Origin of the sequence: Streptomyces sp. E-08 (assembly GCF_049913095.1) — a bacterium.
GTDB lineage: Bacteria > Actinomycetota > Actinomycetes > Streptomycetales > Streptomycetaceae > Streptomyces.
The window spans coordinates 4,395,980-4,410,656 of sequence record NZ_CP183971.1 but is presented as its reverse complement, the minus strand read 5'-3'; the positions used below and the strand labels follow the sequence as shown (position 1 = coordinate 4,410,656).

Below are 14,677 nucleotides of genomic sequence, written 5' to 3'. Positions count from 1 at the left end.
CTACGTGGCAGAAGGGGTGGGGAGATTCTGCGCACGTACCGCGCGGTATGTCACTACCCGAGAGTACGTAAATTGCCAGTGATCGCTGGCGGAAGTCCCCAGCCGGTTCACCGCGCCTACCGCACGGGCGTCAGCTCCGGGTCCTCGCGGAGCTTGCCGAGCGCCCGGGACACCGCGCTCTTGACCGTACCGACCGACACCCCGAGCACCTCGGCCGTCTGCGCCTCGCTGAGGTCCTCGTAGTACCGCAGGACCACCATCTGACGCTGCCGCTCCGGCAGCTTCAGGACCGCGCGCCACATCGCGTCGTGCAGCACCTGACGCTCGGCCGGGTCCGGCTCCGGGAGGCCGGCCGGCTCGGGCAGCTCCTCGCAGGCGAACTCGTCGACCTTGCGCTTGCGCCACTGCGACGTACGCGTGTTCAGCAGCGCGCGGCGGACGTAGCCGTCCAGGGCGCGGTGGTCCTCGATGCGCTCCCAGGCCATGAAGGTCTTGGCGAGCGCGGTCTGGAGGAGGTCCTCCGCGTCCGAGGGGTTGGCGGTGAGGGAGCGCGCGGTGCGCAGGAGCACGGGTCCACGCGCCCGTACGTACGAGGAGAAGGTCGTGTACGACGCGTACTGCGAGGCACCGGCGCAGACGGGGCCAGAGGGTGGCGGAGTCATGGCTCCACGCTAGGAGGGCACGGGTACCCGGCGGATCGGCCCCAGGTCCCGACCCGCCGTCCGCCTCAGGTTGTAGGGGTGGGGATCCCTCCACCTCCTCTGGGTGGAGGGAGGAGGCCACCCGGCTCAGGGTCGGGGACGGCGGAGGCTCCCCGGCGACCGGCTCCCCGGGTGGGGCGGGACGACGGGACGGGCCCTCCGGGGCCTCATCCTCAGGGACGGCCGGACTCGACGAACGACAGCGGCACGGGCACGCGGGAGGCGAACCGGGCGGGGGTGGTGACCCGGGCGACGGGCGCGTCCATCGCGTTGCGGTCGATCGAGAGGGTGCGCCCGCCGTACGTCTCGGTCACGTTGCCCACGTACTGGTGGATGCGGGCGTGCGGCGTCCAGGCCTCCGGATGCAGCACCGACTCGGTGAGCAGCGCCGGCTGCCCGCTCCAGTGCGCGAACCACATCACGTCCGGCAGGTCCTTCGTCCCTGCCCTCCGCTGCGCCTCCATGTCCCGCACGCCCGTGTCGGCGCTGCTGTAGAAACCGGGCACGTAGCCGAGGCGCCGCACCTCCCGGTTCCAGGCCCGGACGAACGCGAGGGTGGTCGCGGCGCAGCTCGTGTCCCCCCGCCGGTACGCCTCGATGTCGAGGTAGAGCGGGCTGCTCGTGCCGATGCCGAGCGCCTTCGCGGCCCGCACCGCGTCGCCGCCCTCCTTGGTGCCCTGGGTCGCGGGAGCGCTGCCGATGGCGTACTTGCGCTTGGCGAGGTTGTCCACGCACGGCGCCTGGGACCCCACGAACAGGGGCAGCAGCCGCCAGCCCATGGCGTGGGCGGAGGCGATCCACGTGGGCGTGAGCTCCTTCTGGACGGGGCAGCCCCGCCCGCGCCCGCCGAAGTAGATCCCGACGGCCCCGTACGGCGACCCCCGCCAGGCCTTCATCACGGTGAGGGACGGCGCCTCGCAGGTGTCGAACGCCTTCCCGACGAAGGTCACGGGAGCGGCGAGCGCGGCGGAGGCGCCGAGGGGCGCCGGGTCGGCGGGGTCGGCGGGAGCGTCGGGGTCGGTGGGCACGTCGGCACCGGGGTCGGGGTCGTCGGCGGGAGCGTTGGGGGCGGTGGGCACGTCGGCACCGGGGTAGGAGGGATGGTCGGCACTCGGGGCGGCCGACCCGGGAGCGCCCTGAGTCCCGCCCCCGGGCGCCAGGGAACCGGACCCGGCGGCGCCGGGCGGCGCGAGGCCGGTCCCGGCCGAGCCGAACCCGAGGCCGGTCCCGGCGGAGCCGAACCCGAGGGCGAGGCCCGCCCCGAAGGCGCCGAACCCCGGCGCGAGGCCCGCCCGTGTGGACCCGGACGTCACGGAACCAGGCCCGGTGGACCCGGACGTCGCGGAACCGGCCCCGGTGGAGCCGGGCGTAGGCGGGACGGCCCTGGTGACGGAGGCGGGCGTCGCCCCGGCGGCCCTGGTGACGGAGCCGGGTGTCGCGGGGATGGCCCTGGTGGTGGAGGCGGCGGCGGTCTCCGGTGCCGGGGTCGTCGTCGTGGGTCCGTGGCCCGTTCTCGCCCTGGCCGGGGGCGGGGCGTTCAGGAGGGCCGTCCCGGCCAGGGCCACCAGCACGGCGGTGACCACGGTCCGCGCCCCGGGAGGCGGCGCGGACCGTGGGCGGGTCGGTGCCGACGGCGGGGCCTGGACGAGCGCGGGGACGGCTTCGGATGCGGGCGGCGTACGAGTGCTCATGGCGCGAGTGAAGAACCGCCCGCCGCGCCCGGCCACCGCTCAGGCCGTCGCCTCAGCCGTCCGTGCCCAGGATCAACCCGGACGTGGGAACCCCTGTGCCCGCCGTGACCAAGGTCCGGGCCGTGCCGGGTATCTGATTCACCGAGGTGCCGCGGATCTGCCGCACCGCCTCCGCGATGCCGTTCATGCCGTGGAGGTACGCCTCGCCGAGCTGCCCCCCGTGGGTGTTCAGCGGAAGCTCGTCCGCCGCGACGAAGTCGGCCGCCTCCCCCGGCCCGCAGAAGCCGAACTCCTCCAGTTGCATCAGCACGAACGGGGTGAAGTGGTCGTACAGGATGCCCACGTCGATGTCGGAGGGCGCGAGCCCGGACGTCCGCCAGAGCTGCCGGGCCACCACGCCCATCTCCGGGAGCCCCGTCAGGTCGTCCCGGTAGAAGCTGGTCATCGCCTCCTGCTTGCGGCCGGCGCCCTGGGCCGCCGCCAGGATCACGGCCGGCGGACGCGGCAGGTCCCGGGCCCGCTCGACGGAGGTGACGACGATCGCCTGGCCGCCGTCGGTCTCCTGGCAGCAGTCGAGGAGCCGGAGCGGCTCGACGATCCAGCGCGAGGCCGCGTGGTCGGCGAGGGTGATCGGCTTCCCGTGGAAGTACGCGGCGGGGTTGCGGGCCGCGTGACGCCGGTCGGTGACGGCGACATGGCCGAAGGCGTCCGGGGTCAGCCCGTACGCGTGCAGGTACCGCTGCGCGGCCATGGCGACCCAGGAGGCCGGTGTGAGCAGCCCGTAGGGCAGCTGCCAGCCGAGTGCGGCGCCCTCGGCGGAGGGCTCGCGCTGCTGGACTCCGGAGCCGAAGCGGCGCCCCGAGCGCTCGTTGAACGCCCGGTAGCAGACGACGACCTCGGCGACCCCGGCGGCGACGGCGAGCGCGGCCTGCTGCACGGTGGCGCAGGCGGCCCCTCCCCCGTAGTGCACGCGGGAGAAGAACGACAGCTCGCCGATGCCGGACGCCTGGGCGACGGTGATCTCGGGGTTGGTGTCCATGGTGAAGGTGACCAGGCCGTCGACGTCGGCGGGGGTGAGCCCGGCGTCGTCGAGGGCCGCGCGCACGGCCTCGACGGCGAGGGAGAGTTCGCTGCGGCCCGAGTCCTTGGAGAACTCGGTCGCCCCGATGCCCACGACGGCCGCCCGCCCGCCGAGGGCGTCCCTGGCGCGGACGCTCATGGCTTCACCTCCACCGTGACCGTGCCGGTGACGTGGTGTCCGAGCCCGTTGGCACCGACGACCCGGACGCTCGCCGTGGCGCCGTCCACCTCGGTGACCGTCCCGGTCAGGACCATGGTGTCCCCGGGGTAGTTGGGAGCGCCGAGCCGGATCGCGACCCTGCGCAGGACGGCCCGGGGGCCGAAGTGGTCGGTGATGTACCGGCCCACGAGCCCGTTGGTCGTGAGGATGTTCATGAAGATGTCCGGGGAGCCCTTCTCCCGCGCCAGTTCGGCGTCGTGGTGCACGTCCTGGTAGTCGCGGGAGGCGACGGCCCCGGCGACGATCAGGGTGCGGGTGATCGGGATCCGCAGCGGCGGCAGCTCGTCACCGGGCTTCATGGCGGTCATGACAGGTCTCCCTTCGCGAGGAGGTCGCCGAGTTCGGCGAGGAGTTCGGTCCCGGCCCCGAGGTAGGCGTCGAGCTGCCGGCCCCACAGGAAGTGCCGGTGGACGGGGTGGTCGAGGTCGGCGCCCATGCCTCCGTGCAGATGCTGTCCGGCGTGCACGACCCGTCTGCCCGCCTCGGAGGCCCACCAGGCGGCGGTCAGCGCCGCCCCGCCGGCGTCGAGACCCTCGTCGAGGCGCCAGGCGGCCTCGTAGGCCGTGACCCGGATGGCCTCGGTGTCCATGTGGGCGTCGGCGGCCCGCAGTTGCACCGCCTGGTGGGTCGAGAGCGGCCTCCCGAACTGCTCCCGCACGGACGTGTACTCGACGGCCCTGGCGAGGGACCCGGCGCACACCCCGGCCTGGAGGCCGGCGAAGGCGATCCGCGCGGCGGTCAGCACGTCGTCGTGGGCCGTCGCGTCGGACGGCCCGAGCCGCTCGGCGGGCGCCCCGTCGAGGACGAGCCGGGCGGCGGCCCAGGGGGCGGTGAGCTCGACGGGCTCGACTGCGGCCGCGTCCTCGGCGCGGACCAGCCACAGGGCGCGGTCCTCGTCCGGCACGAGCACATGGGTGGCGTCCCTGAGCCACGGCACCCACTCCACGGCCCCGCTGAGCCGCGCCCCGCCGCGCGAGGTGACCGTGCCCGGTGCCGGGAGCGCGCCCGTCATCACCGTCGTGCCGTCCCGGAGTCCGGGCAGGAGCCGGGCGCGCTGTTCCTCCGTGCCGTGCCGGGCGACGGCGAGGATCCCGTACACACAGCTCGCGGCGAACGGCACCTGTGCCGTCCTGCGGCCCTGCTCCTCCAGGAGCAGGACCAGTCCGAGCAGCCCGGTCTCCTCGACGGAGCCCGGCAGTCCGGCCGCGCAGAGCGCCTTCCACAGCTCGGCGTCCGTGCCGGTCCCGGCGGCCCGGAGCCGCTCGTGTCCCGAGAGGTCGGCGAAGATCCGCGCGGCCAGCTCCCGGGCGGCCTCCTGCTCCTCGGTGGGGGTGAAGTCCATGTCAGTCCTCCCCTCCCGCGCGGAAGACGGGAAGCTCCAGCTCCTCGTCGACCCGCAGGAACTCCAGCCGCACCGGCATCCCGATCCGCACCTTGTCGTACGGCACCCCCACCACGTTGCTGATCATCCGCACGCCCTCGGCGAGTTCGATCAGGCCGACCGCGTAGGGGGGATCGAAGGCCGGGAAGGATGGGTGGTGCATCACCACGTACGAGAAGACCGTCCCGGCGCCGCTCGCCTCGACCGTGTCCCACTCCCGCGAGCCGCAGTCGGCGCATCCGGGCAGCCAGGGGAAGCGCGGGGTCGCGCAGTCGCCGCAGCGCTGGATCAGCAGCCGGTGGGCGGCCACGCCCTCCCAGAAGCCGGCGTTGTCCCGGTTGACGACGGGCCGCGGCCGCCGGGCCGCGGGCTTACGCTCCGCCGCGCCGGCCTCCGCCGCCCGGGTCTCCGCCGCCCTGGTCTCCCGTTTCCGGGGCGGCCGTGCCGCGGGCGCGTACTTGAGGATGCGGAAGCGGTGCGTGCCCGCGAGCTCGCCGTCCGCCCGGACGTCCGTCCGCGTCGTCACGAAGTGCCCGGTGCCGAGCTTGGTGGTCTTGCGCTCCGACACGGCCTCGATGACGGTGTCGAAACCGATCTCCTGGCCCGGGCGGAGCGCTCGCAGGTACTCCTGCTCGCAGTCGGTCGCGACGACCGAGGTGTACCCGGCGCCGTCGAGGAGGGCGAACAGCTCCTCGTACGCCGACGACCGGCCCGTGTGCCCCGAGAGGCCGCCCATCGTCCACGCCTGGAGCATGGTCGGGGGCGCGACGGCGTCCGGCCCCTCGTAGGCCGGGTGGGTGTCCCCCATGGCCTCGCACCAGTGCCTGATCATGGGCAGGTTGACCGGGTCCTTGCCGGTCCCCGCGGTGGCCGCGGACCGGCCCTCGAAGGCCACCAGCCGCTCGTACAGCGCGTCCGGACGCCCCGTACCGCCCCCGGCCGCCCGCTCGGTCCCACCGCCCGCCGCCCGCTCCGTCCCGCTCATCGACGGCCCCTCGCCTTCATGCCGAGCCGCATCCTCGCGACGATCTCGCGCTGCACCTCGCTCACCCCTCCCCCGAAGGTGTTGATCTGCGCGGCCCGGTTCATGCGCTCCAGCTCACCGCCGTCGAACTCCCCCGGCGATCCCCCTCGCACCGTCCCCGGCCCGCCCGCGATCTCCTGACATATTCGATACACCTCCACCGCCGATTCGGTTCCCGCGAACTTCACGCCGCTCGCGTCCCCCGGGGCCAGCCGGCCGGCCCCCACATCACCCACCAGACGCCAGTTCAGCAGGCGTGTCGCGGCCAGTCGTGCATGCGCTTCGGCGGCCCGGATCCGAATCCACGGCTCGTCAATCCGGCGCCTGCCCGTCACCGGATCGGGGGTACGGGCCCGGTCGAGGACCGCCGCGAAGAAGTCCTCGGCCTGCATGCCGATCGCGGCCAGCGCGACCCGCTCGTGGTTGAGCTGGCTGGTGATGAGGCCCCAGCCGCCGTGCTCGGGCCCCACGAGATGGCCCGCGGGGACCCGTATGCCGTCGTAGTGGGTGGCGGTCGTCGTCAGTCCGCCCACCGTCTCGATCGGGGTCCAGGAGAAGCCGGGGGAGTCGGTGGGGACGAGGACGATGGAGATGCCCCGGTGCGGTGCCGCGTCGGGGTCGGTGCGGCAGGCGAGCCAGATCCAGTCGGCGTTCTGGGCGTTGGAGGTGAAGATCTTCTGCCCGTCGACGATCCAGGAGTCCCCGTCCCGTACGGCCCGGGTGCGGAGCGAGGCGAGGTCCGTGCCGGCCTCGGGTTCGCTGTAGCCGATGGCGAAGACCGTCTCGCCGCGCAGGATCCGGGGAAGGAAGTACGCCTTCTGCTCCTCGGTCCCGTACGCCATGAGCGTGGGTCCGACCGTGTTGAGGGTGACCATAGAGACGGGGGCTCCCGCGCGGTACGCCTCGTCGAAGAAGACGAACTGCTCGTCGGGCCCCCGGCCCTGCCCTCCGTACTCCTCGGGCCAGCCGAGGCCGAGCAGTCCGTCCGATCCGATCCGCCGGAGCAGCCGCCGCTGGGCGGCCGCGTCGGTGACCGGGGGCGGTCCGTCGGGCATCACCCTCCGGAAGTACGCGCGGAGTTCGGCGCGCAGCCGCAGCTGCCGCTCGGTGGGGGCGAGGTGCACGGCGACGGCCTCCCGTGGGACGACTGAGGTTTCTGACTGTCCGTCAGATTCAGTCGCCCTGTCAAGGCACGCGAAAGCGCGACGGCCCGCACGCCGGTGCCGAAGCACCGGCGCACAGGCCGTCGTTCACCTCACGGTCCCGCCCCCCGCCGGGCCGGTGTCCATGCGGGTGGTCACCACCAGGGGTGGAAGTCGACCACGTTGTTGGACTGGTCGATGTGGGTGAGGGCGGAGCCGTTCACGCTCGCGGTGTTGTTCTGGTTGGAGGCACCGGAACCGGTCGCCACCTGCTGCGTCGTGGTCGAGTTGCCGAAGTTGCCTCCGCCGACGCCACTGCCGACGATGGTGGCGACGCTCGTGTTCGATCCGTCGTCCGCGAAACCGCCGATGTCGGCCTGGGCCACCCCGGTGAAGAGCGCGGCGGCGAGGGGCAGGGCGGCGGCAACGGCGAGGACGCGGGCGGTACGGATGCTTGCCATGTCTGTTCCTCCGGGAACTGAAAGCTGGTGCTTCTGCACGAAACTGCTCTACGGAACTGCTCTACGGAGCTCTGAATTTCTGAAGTACGGCCATGTCCAAGGCAGTTGGCCGACCGCCCCGGTCGTTGTGCTCGACGTCGCGAATCCAGAGTTGCCCACCGAATCCCCGGCGAACCACCCCGGAGCGGCCGATTCCCCCGCAAGCGTGAGGACACCCCGATAAACCCCGGCAGCCCGAGGAAAGCCGCAGCTCACACGGGTGGCGGGGGTCCGGACGGGCGGGGGAGCGGCACAGCCGGTGCGCCGCAAGGGAGGAAGCGTTCCGGCAGATTTCCCGCCGGTCTCCCACCTGGAACGGCACGACGGCGCGTCTCCGCCCCCGCCGGAACCGAACACGGCCTCCAACTGGGGGACAGTGTTCGCATGCGTGGGCCCGACGGTTACGAGCCCTCCCCCAGGGCCGCCTCGAAGGCTCCGTACGCCGCCTCGTCGAAGAGGACGAAGCGGACCTCCTCGACCTCGGTGCGGGCCGCCCGCACCGTCTCCACGGCGATCCGCGCGCCGTCCGCCATCGGCCAGCCGTAGATCCCGGTCGAGATGGCCGGGAACGCGACCGTGCGGTCCCCCAACCCGTCGGCGACCCGCAGCGATTCGCGGTAGCAGGAGGCCAGCAGCTCCGAGCGGTCCTCGTCGCGCGACCAGACCGGCCCGACCGTGTGGATCACGTGCCGGGCCGGCAACCGCCCCGCCGTGGTCGCCACGGCCCGCCCGGTCGGCAGGCCCTTCCCGTAGTGCGAACGCCGCAGGTCCTGGCAGGCGGCGAGGATCTCGGGACCGCCCTTGCGGTGGATGGCCCCGTCGACCCCGCCGCCGCCGAGCAGCGAGGAGTTCGCGGCGTTGACCACCGCGGCCGCCGCCTCGGCGGTGATGTCCCCCTGGACCAGCACGATGCGCACCACGACAAGAGCCCTTCTCCCGGCCGTCCGTCTCCGACCCCCGGATTCAAGCCGCCTTTCCCGTACCGGCCAACCGAAATAGAGGGGGCCGGGGACGAGAGAGGAGGGGGTGCCCCGGGAAGACCGGGGCACCCCCTCCTGACGCGTGTGTCACTGCTGCGGCGGGGTGTCCTGTCCCTGGTCGCCCAGCTGCTGCTTGAGCTTGTCCTGGGCGGTGTCGACCTGGCCCGCGTACTTGCCCTGCGTCTTCCCGTCGACGAAGTCGCCGGCCTTGTCGACGCCCTGGGAGGCCTGACCCTCGTGGCCCTTCAGCATCTGCTTGAGCTTGTCCATCACAGACATTCTGGTCCTCCTAGCCGCTGTTCCAGCCCCTCCAGCATCGCGGCGCACCACCGGAACCGCATCCGCAGACCGCCCGGACCCACGCGAAAAGGGGCGCTCCCTGTCAGGAGCACCCCTTGTGACCAGCACACACGCCGGCCCGCTGCGGTGGGTGTGGGATTTGAACCCACGGTGACATCGCTGCCACGACGGTTTTCAAGACCGTTCCCTTAGGCCGCTCGGGCAACCCACCCTCGCCCCGGCCCACCTGGGACGGAGCGGGCTACAGCGTACCGGCTGCGAGGGTGGGCCGGGTCAGCTGTCGCCGGTCCGCTCGCCGAGGACGACCGTGGCCGTGCCGGTCTTGCCGTCACGCTCGTAGGTGATCTTCACCGAGTCGCCCGGCTTGTGCGTCCAGATCTCACTGATCAGGGTGGGGCCGCTGTCGATCGTGTGGTCGCCGAAGCCCGTGATCACGTCGCCGGCCTTGAGACCCGCCTTCGCCGCGGGGCCGTCGGGCGTGACCGAGGCCGTGCCGCCCGAGCCCTGGGTGGCGATCGTGGCGCCCTGGCCCTTCTCCTGCATGTTCACGGTCGCGCCGATCACCGGGTACACCGGCTTGCCCGTCTTGATCAGCTGCTGGGCCACGTTCTTCGCCTGGTTGACCGGGATGGCGAAGCCGAGGCCGATCGAGCCGGCCTGGGACTGGCCGAAGCCGCCGCTGGTCGACTGGATGGCCGAGTTGATGCCGATGACCGCACCGCTCGCGTCGAGCAGCGGCCCGCCGGAGTTGCCCGGGTTGATCGAGGCGTCCGTCTGGAGCGCGCTCATGTACGAGCTGCTGCCGCCCGAGCCGTCGCCCGAGGCGACCGGGCGGTTCTTGGCGCTGACGATGCCCGTCGTCACCGTGTTCGACAGGCCGAACGGCGCTCCGATCGCGATCGTCGAATCGCCGACCGCCACCTTGTCGGAGTCCCCGAGCGGCAGCGGCGTCAGCCCCTTCGGGGCGTCCTTGAGCTTGATGACCGCCACGTCGTAGCCCTCGGCCCGGCCGACGACCTCCGCGTCGTACGTCTTCCCGTCGGAGAACGTCACGGACAGCGTGCCGCCGTCCGCCGCCGAAGCCACCACGTGGTTGTTGGTGACGATGTGGCCTTCCTGGTCGTAGACGAAGCCCGTGCCCGTGCCGCCCTCGCCGTCCTGACCGCCGGACTTGGCCTGGATGGTGACCACGCTCGGCAGGGCCTTCGCCGCGACCGCCGCGACCGTCCCCGGGTCGCGCTTGAAGGAGGCCGGTGCCTCGCCGGAGGAGACCGTGGTCGAGCTGAAGCCGTTGTCGCCGCGCTCGGCCGCCCAGTAGCCGATGCCGCCGCCGATGCCGCCCGCGACGAGCGCCGCGACGAGCACGGCCGCCACGAGGCCGCCGCTGCGCCTGCGCGGCGCCGCGGGGGCGGCGGGTACGGGCTGCTGCGGGGCGCCCCAGGCCGGGACGGTCGGCGGGGGCGGCGGCCAGCCGCCGGCGGGGGCACCCGCCGCGACCGGCTCGGGGGCGGGGGCGTGGGCGGCGGCCGGGGCGGGGGCCTCGGCCGGAGCCTGGGCGGGGGGCTGGACAGGGGCCTGGACGGTGGGCTGGACCGCCGTCGGCTCGTCCCCCGGAGAAGCCTCCTGCGGGGCGGTCCGGGGGGCCTCCTGCGGGGCCGTCTCGCCGGCAGGGGCGGCGGGGGCCGGCGTCGGGGGTGCGGGAGGCGTCGGAGGGGCGGACGGGGCAGCCGGGTCCGCCGGAACCGGCGTGCCCTCGTTCTCGGTGCTCACAGCTCGCTCTCCTCGTTGACTGCGCGGGGTCGGGTACCTACTGGCTCCAGGGTGCTGCACCAGCTTTTCCCACAGGGCGTCAGGCCGCTGTAAGGCGGAGCTGTGCGTTCGCCCTCCGTTCTTTATATAGGGACAGAACGGACAGCTGCCGGGGGTGCCCGCGCCACCCCGCCAATGGCACCATGCTGCCGTGACTCACGCACGGCAGCACCAGAACAGCGTCCCCCTCCAGGTCGTCGCCCACCGCGGAGCGTCAGAAGACGCACCGGAACACACCCTGGCCGCCTATGTGAAGGCCATCGAGGACGGCGCCGACGCCCTGGAGTGCGACGTCCGGCTCACCGCCGACGGCCACCTCGTCTGCGTCCACGACCGGCGGGTCGACCGCACCTCGAACGGCCGGGGCGCCGTGTCCGCGCTCGAACTCGCCGATCTCGCCGCCCTCGACTTCGGCACCTGGAAGGGTCGTGACGACTCCGGCGAGAGCCCCGACCGGAAGGACCCCGGGTCCACGTCCGTCCTCACCCTGGAGCGGCTCCTGGAGCTGGTCTCCGACGCCGGGCGCCGGGTCGAGCTGGCCATCGAGACCAAGCACCCGACCCGCTGGGCGGGCCAGGTCGAGGAGCGGCTGCTCCAGCTCCTCAAGCGATTCGGGCTGGACGCGCCCGCGTCCCCCGCCGAGTCCCCCGTACGCGTCATGAGCTTCTCGGCCCGCTCCCTGCACCGGATCGCCGTCGCCGCTCCGACGCTGCCCACCGTCTCGCTCGCCCAGTTCGTCTCGCCCCGGCTCCGCGACGGGCGGCTCCCCGCGGGTGCGCGCATCGCGGGTCCGTCGATCCGGATCGTCCGGCACCATCCCGCGGTGATCCTTCGGCTCCAGAAGGCCGGGCACCAGGTCCACGTCTGGACCGTGGACGAGGCCGAGGACGTCGAGCTCTGCGAGCGCCTCGGGGTGGACGCGATCATCACCAACCGTCCCAAGCAGGTACTCGCCCAGCTGGGCCGCGACTGACCTCGGGGAGACTCGAAGGCAGACCTCGGGGAGACTCGAAGACTGGCCTCGGGGAGGCTCAAAGAGGCCTCTCCCCTCGCTCTGTTCCCTTGCGTCACACGGGGCGACAGCCCTTGCGGGGTGTGCACCGGCGCGTTCCATGCGTACGCGATCGTCACGAGTGCGTCATCCCACGTTGATTGGCCGGTTTCCGGTCCAGTCCATTGGGGCATCCACACGGTGGCGTGGGGCAAAGGAGGTCTCGGGGGTGGCGTTGGTGGTGGCACAGGAGGTGCCCACGTCGTCGAGCATGGCCGTACCCCATGGCCCTGCGGGCGTGGGTGAGGCGCGACACCGGATGCGGGACGAGCTGTACCGCAGCGGGGTGTCCGAATCGGTCGTCGACGACGCGGTACTGATCCTTTCCGAGCTGCTCAGCAATGCCTGCCGGTACGGCAGGCCGCTGGGGCACGCGGAGCGGGGCGAGGGCGATGTACGGGCGGCCTGGCGGGTCGATCCCGCGGGCGGCCTGCGGGTCGAGGTGACCGACGGCGGTGGTCCGACACGGCCCGTCCCGTCGACGCCCTCGGTCACCGCACGGGGCGGCCGCGGGCTGAACATCATCGGAGCACTGGCCCAGGACTGGGGCGTGCGGGACAGCGCGACCGGCGAGGTCACCGTCTGGGTGGTGGTCACCGAGGGACACCGCCGCGAGGACTTCGCGGCGCGTGTCGGCGGTGGTCCCGGCCTCGGCTTCCTCGACGCGTACGACGATCTGGACTGACGGCGCGGAGACGGCGCCGGGAGGAAGAGGGCGTTCGGGTACGGCGTACCCGGGCGCCCGTACGCCTTCCCGGCCCCGGGGTATGCCGCCCCGCCTGAGCGGCCCCGGCGCCCGGTGCGGCTAGGCTCGCGCCCGATACAGCACGTACCAGCACGTACCAGCAGGCACACAGCACAGCCGCGATCGGGAGAAAGCCACACCATGGCCAAGAAGCGCCCCCAGACGAAGGCCGGCAGCAAGACCGGCCAGGCACAGGTCACGAGCGGGGAGATCCCGGTCGTCGGCGCGCGCGAGCCGTGCCCGTGCGGCTCGGGCCGCCGCTACAAGGCGTGTCACGGCCGGGCCGCCGCGCACGCCGTGACCGAGCTCGTCCAGCGTCCCTTCGAGGGTCTGCCCGGCGAGTGCGACTGGGTCGCGCTCCGCGAGCTGGTGCCGGCCGCCACCGTGCCGCTCACCCTGAAGGGCGGGCTGCCGGAGGGCGTGCCGTCCGTGACGCTCGCGACCGTGCTGCCGATGGCGTGGCCGGCGCTCCGCCGCGACGACGGCTCCGTCCTGCTCGCCCTGCAGAACGACTCCACCTCGGGCGACCTGGCCCGCGACCTCGCCGACACGCTCCAGCGCGCCCTGGAGACGCAGCCGGGCAACCCGGTGCCCCCGCGCCGCGTGCCGGCGGAGGGCCCGCGCCTCCAGGAGCTGCTGGACGCGGACGCCCCGTTCGCCCCGGAGGTCCACTCGGGCTTCGAGTTCTGGATCCCGCAGACGACGGACGGCGCCGACCCGGAGGTCGCGGCCTCCCTGGAGCGGGCCAACGCGGCCGCGATCCCGACCGTGAAGCTCACCGGCGTGGACTCCGCCTACTGGTGCGAGACCCCGGACAAGAACCACCTGCGCTGGGTCATGCCGTACCCGGAGGAGAAGCTCCTCGACGCGCTCGCCCGCCTCCAGGCCGGCGAGGGCACCTCGCTCGGCGCGGACACCCGGCTCGTCGGCTCCTTCCGGGCCCACGGTCTGATGGTGCCGGTGTGGGACCTGCCGACGTCGATGACGGCCGAGGAGTGCGAGAAGCCGGCGGCCGCGTTCGCCGAGCGGCTCGCCGAGGCGCTCGCCTCGGACGCTCCGCTGACTGCGGAGGAGCGACGGGCGCGTGGCGGTCTCACGAACCGTCAGGTGACTCTCAGCTGATACCCCAGGTGGTATCGGTGACTGACAGACCGACCAGTCGGTGACTTCTGCCACAAGGTGGGTCTGCGGGCGGGTAAATCCCTGTCCGAATAACCGAGATCGAATTTGCGAACAGCAGATCTCTTGTTACCGTTCTTGAAGCCCGGTCGCTGGTGCATCCCCCGTCGCCAGCGACCGGGCCTTTCCATGTCCGCTTCCGGCCGGCCCGGGGCGTCCGACGTTCAACTTCCTTCGCCGTCCGCCGTGTTGCTTCCCGCGCGGAGCAGCAGCGGAGTGCTGCCGCCCTCGCCGGATCCGGCGAATTCCGCGACCGCCGTATAGGCCGTGACCACGCCCCGAGCGCGCTCCCTGGGTGTTTCACAGGTTCCGGGTTCGTCCTGTGCCGGGACGGGACAGTCCACTTGTACGGTCCGCCCGGCGGGGCCCATGAGAGTCAGATACGCGTCGAGCCGGCGGCCCGTGGCGTTCCGGTAGTAGGTGCGCGCCCAGACGTCGGGACCCTCGCCCAGGACGCAGGTCTGCGCCTCGGCCCCCTCGGGAGAGGCGAGTTCCGGCCCACAATGCGTGACGCGCTCGGGAGACCCCGGAGCGGCCGGTGTCGTGGAAGCGGTTGCGGGGGCGGGGGACGCCGGTGTACGGGGTCCCAGACCGAGTCCGCTCAGCAGGTCCCCGGCCTTCGCGTCGCCCCCGGTGCTCGCACCGGCCGGTCGTACGGGCTCCCCCGTCGGCCGCGCCGTCGCGACGAGGGGCAGCAGGACGGCGACCGTGACGGCGGTCCCGAGTCCGACCACGCGGAGGTTCACCGGGCTCATGGGACCCACCTGCTCCTGCTCGGCTGGAGATCTTGGACGGTGGGGTGAACATAGCGACGGGAAACGGGCGCACAGCCGGCCGCGCGCCCGATTCCCGTACAAGTCGGACCGGGACACAC

General features: G+C 73.0%; 15 protein-coding genes and 1 tRNA gene. 3 read left to right on the top strand and 13 right to left on the bottom strand.

Going from position 1 to position 14,677, the window contains the following annotated elements:
• Nucleotides 1-116: 116 nt before the first annotated feature.
• The 12 genes from ACN9MM_RS20225 to ACN9MM_RS20170 form a co-directional block, all read right to left on the bottom strand.
• Nucleotides 117-662 carry a SigE family RNA polymerase sigma factor gene (locus ACN9MM_RS20225; RefSeq protein ID WP_426364931.1) on the bottom strand — a complete coding sequence of 182 codons (546 nt, stop codon included), beginning with the start codon at nt 660-662 and terminating at the stop codon, nt 117-119.
• Between the two features lie 212 nt (nt 663-874).
• Nucleotides 875-2,392, bottom strand: coding sequence for a glycoside hydrolase domain-containing protein (locus tag ACN9MM_RS20220; protein WP_426364930.1), 1,518 nt, complete (start codon nt 2,390-2,392; stop codon nt 875-877).
• Between the two features lie 52 nt (nt 2,393-2,444).
• Complete coding sequence (locus tag ACN9MM_RS20215; protein ID WP_426364929.1) at nt 2,445-3,611, bottom strand: lipid-transfer protein; 1,167 nt, start codon at nt 3,609-3,611, stop codon at nt 2,445-2,447.
• A complete protein-coding gene (locus ACN9MM_RS20210) occupies nt 3,608-3,991 on the bottom strand; it encodes a MaoC family dehydratase (protein ID WP_426368783.1) in 384 nt (127 codons plus the stop codon). Before ACN9MM_RS20210 ends, ACN9MM_RS20215 begins: the two co-directional genes overlap by 4 nt.
• Nucleotides 3,992-3,996: 5 nt before the next feature.
• Nucleotides 3,997-5,034 carry an acyl-CoA dehydrogenase family protein gene (locus ACN9MM_RS20205; RefSeq protein WP_426364928.1) on the bottom strand — a complete coding sequence of 346 codons (1,038 nt, stop codon included), beginning with the start codon at nt 5,032-5,034 and terminating at the stop codon, nt 3,997-3,999.
• 1 nt (nt 5,035) lies between these two features.
• Nucleotides 5,036-6,058 (bottom strand): bifunctional MaoC family dehydratase N-terminal/OB-fold nucleic acid binding domain-containing protein, encoded by a 1,023-nt coding sequence (locus ACN9MM_RS20200; protein ID WP_426364927.1) that lies wholly within the window; start codon nt 6,056-6,058, stop codon nt 5,036-5,038.
• Nucleotides 6,055-7,221, bottom strand: coding sequence for an acyl-CoA dehydrogenase family protein (locus ACN9MM_RS20195; RefSeq protein ID WP_426364926.1), 1,167 nt, complete (start codon nt 7,219-7,221; stop codon nt 6,055-6,057). The genes ACN9MM_RS20200 and ACN9MM_RS20195 overlap by 4 nt, the downstream gene beginning before the upstream one ends.
• Before the next feature lie 173 nt (nt 7,222-7,394).
• Nucleotides 7,395-7,700: a hypothetical protein gene (locus tag ACN9MM_RS20190; protein ID WP_426364925.1), complete on the bottom strand. Its 306-nt coding sequence runs from the start codon at nt 7,698-7,700 to the stop codon at nt 7,395-7,397.
• A 440-nt stretch (nt 7,701-8,140) separates the two neighbouring features.
• The gene (locus tag ACN9MM_RS20185; protein WP_426364924.1) at nt 8,141-8,659 is read right to left on the bottom strand and encodes an O-acetyl-ADP-ribose deacetylase; all 519 of its coding nucleotides are present in this window, start codon (nt 8,657-8,659) and stop codon (nt 8,141-8,143) included.
• 147 nt (nt 8,660-8,806) lie between these two features.
• The gene (locus tag ACN9MM_RS20180) at nt 8,807-8,998 is read right to left on the bottom strand and encodes an antitoxin (RefSeq protein ID WP_426364923.1); all 192 of its coding nucleotides are present in this window, start codon (nt 8,996-8,998) and stop codon (nt 8,807-8,809) included.
• A 145-nt stretch (nt 8,999-9,143) separates the two neighbouring features.
• A tRNA-Ser gene (locus ACN9MM_RS20175) sits at nt 9,144-9,230 on the bottom strand.
• 62 nt (nt 9,231-9,292) lie between these two features.
• Nucleotides 9,293-10,789, bottom strand: a complete 1,497-nt coding sequence (locus tag ACN9MM_RS20170) for a S1C family serine protease (RefSeq protein WP_426364922.1) — start codon at nt 10,787-10,789, stop codon at nt 9,293-9,295.
• 190 nt (nt 10,790-10,979) lie between these two features.
• Here ACN9MM_RS20170 and ACN9MM_RS20165 point away from each other — a divergent pair, with 190 nt between their 5' ends.
• The 3 genes from ACN9MM_RS20165 (at nt 10,980) to ACN9MM_RS20155 (ending at nt 13,746) form a co-directional block, all read left to right on the top strand.
• On the top strand, nt 10,980-11,801 hold the full coding sequence (locus ACN9MM_RS20165) for a glycerophosphodiester phosphodiesterase (protein WP_426364921.1): 822 nt from the start codon (nt 10,980-10,982) through the stop codon (nt 11,799-11,801).
• Nucleotides 11,802-11,940: 139 nt separating this feature from the next.
• Entirely contained in the window at nt 11,941-12,564 is a 624-nt protein-coding gene (locus ACN9MM_RS20160; protein ID WP_382857845.1) for an ATP-binding protein, read from the top strand.
• A gap of 201 nt (nt 12,565-12,765) precedes the next feature.
• On the top strand, nt 12,766-13,746 hold the full coding sequence (locus tag ACN9MM_RS20155) for a DUF5926 family protein (protein WP_426364920.1): 981 nt from the start codon (nt 12,766-12,768) through the stop codon (nt 13,744-13,746).
• A gap of 221 nt (nt 13,747-13,967) precedes the next feature.
• Here ACN9MM_RS20155 and ACN9MM_RS20150 read toward each other — a convergent pair whose 3' ends face one another.
• Complete coding sequence (locus ACN9MM_RS20150) at nt 13,968-14,558, bottom strand: hypothetical protein (RefSeq protein ID WP_426364919.1); 591 nt, start codon at nt 14,556-14,558, stop codon at nt 13,968-13,970.
• Nucleotides 14,559-14,677: the final 119 nt, after the last annotated feature.

What these genes read in the sequence shown, in the direction of transcription:
- ACN9MM_RS20225 (WP_426364931.1), bottom strand. Translation starts at nt 662, where the DNA reads ATGACTCCGCCACCCTCTGGCCCCGTCTGCGCCGGTGCCTCGCAGTAC.
- ACN9MM_RS20220 (WP_426364930.1), bottom strand. Translation starts at nt 2,392, where the DNA reads ATGAGCACTCGTACGCCGCCCGCATCCGAAGCCGTCCCCGCGCTCGTC.
- ACN9MM_RS20215 (WP_426364929.1), bottom strand. Translation starts at nt 3,611, where the DNA reads ATGAGCGTCCGCGCCAGGGACGCCCTCGGCGGGCGGGCGGCCGTCGTG.
- ACN9MM_RS20210 (WP_426368783.1), bottom strand. Translation starts at nt 3,991, where the DNA reads ATGAAGCCCGGTGACGAGCTGCCGCCGCTGCGGATCCCGATCACCCGC.
- ACN9MM_RS20205 (WP_426364928.1), bottom strand. Translation starts at nt 5,034, where the DNA reads ATGGACTTCACCCCCACCGAGGAGCAGGAGGCCGCCCGGGAGCTGGCC.
- ACN9MM_RS20200 (WP_426364927.1), bottom strand. Translation starts at nt 6,058, where the DNA reads ATGAGCGGGACGGAGCGGGCGGCGGGCGGTGGGACCGAGCGGGCGGCC.
- ACN9MM_RS20190 (WP_426364925.1), bottom strand. Translation starts at nt 7,700, where the DNA reads ATGGCAAGCATCCGTACCGCCCGCGTCCTCGCCGTTGCCGCCGCCCTG.
- ACN9MM_RS20180 (WP_426364923.1), bottom strand. Translation starts at nt 8,998, where the DNA reads ATGTCTGTGATGGACAAGCTCAAGCAGATGCTGAAGGGCCACGAGGGT.
- ACN9MM_RS20160 (WP_382857845.1), top strand. Translation starts at nt 11,941, where the DNA reads ATGCGTACGCGATCGTCACGAGTGCGTCATCCCACGTTGATTGGCCGG.
- ACN9MM_RS20155 (WP_426364920.1), top strand. Translation starts at nt 12,766, where the DNA reads ATGGCCAAGAAGCGCCCCCAGACGAAGGCCGGCAGCAAGACCGGCCAG.
- ACN9MM_RS20150 (WP_426364919.1), bottom strand. Translation starts at nt 14,558, where the DNA reads ATGAGCCCGGTGAACCTCCGCGTGGTCGGACTCGGGACCGCCGTCACG.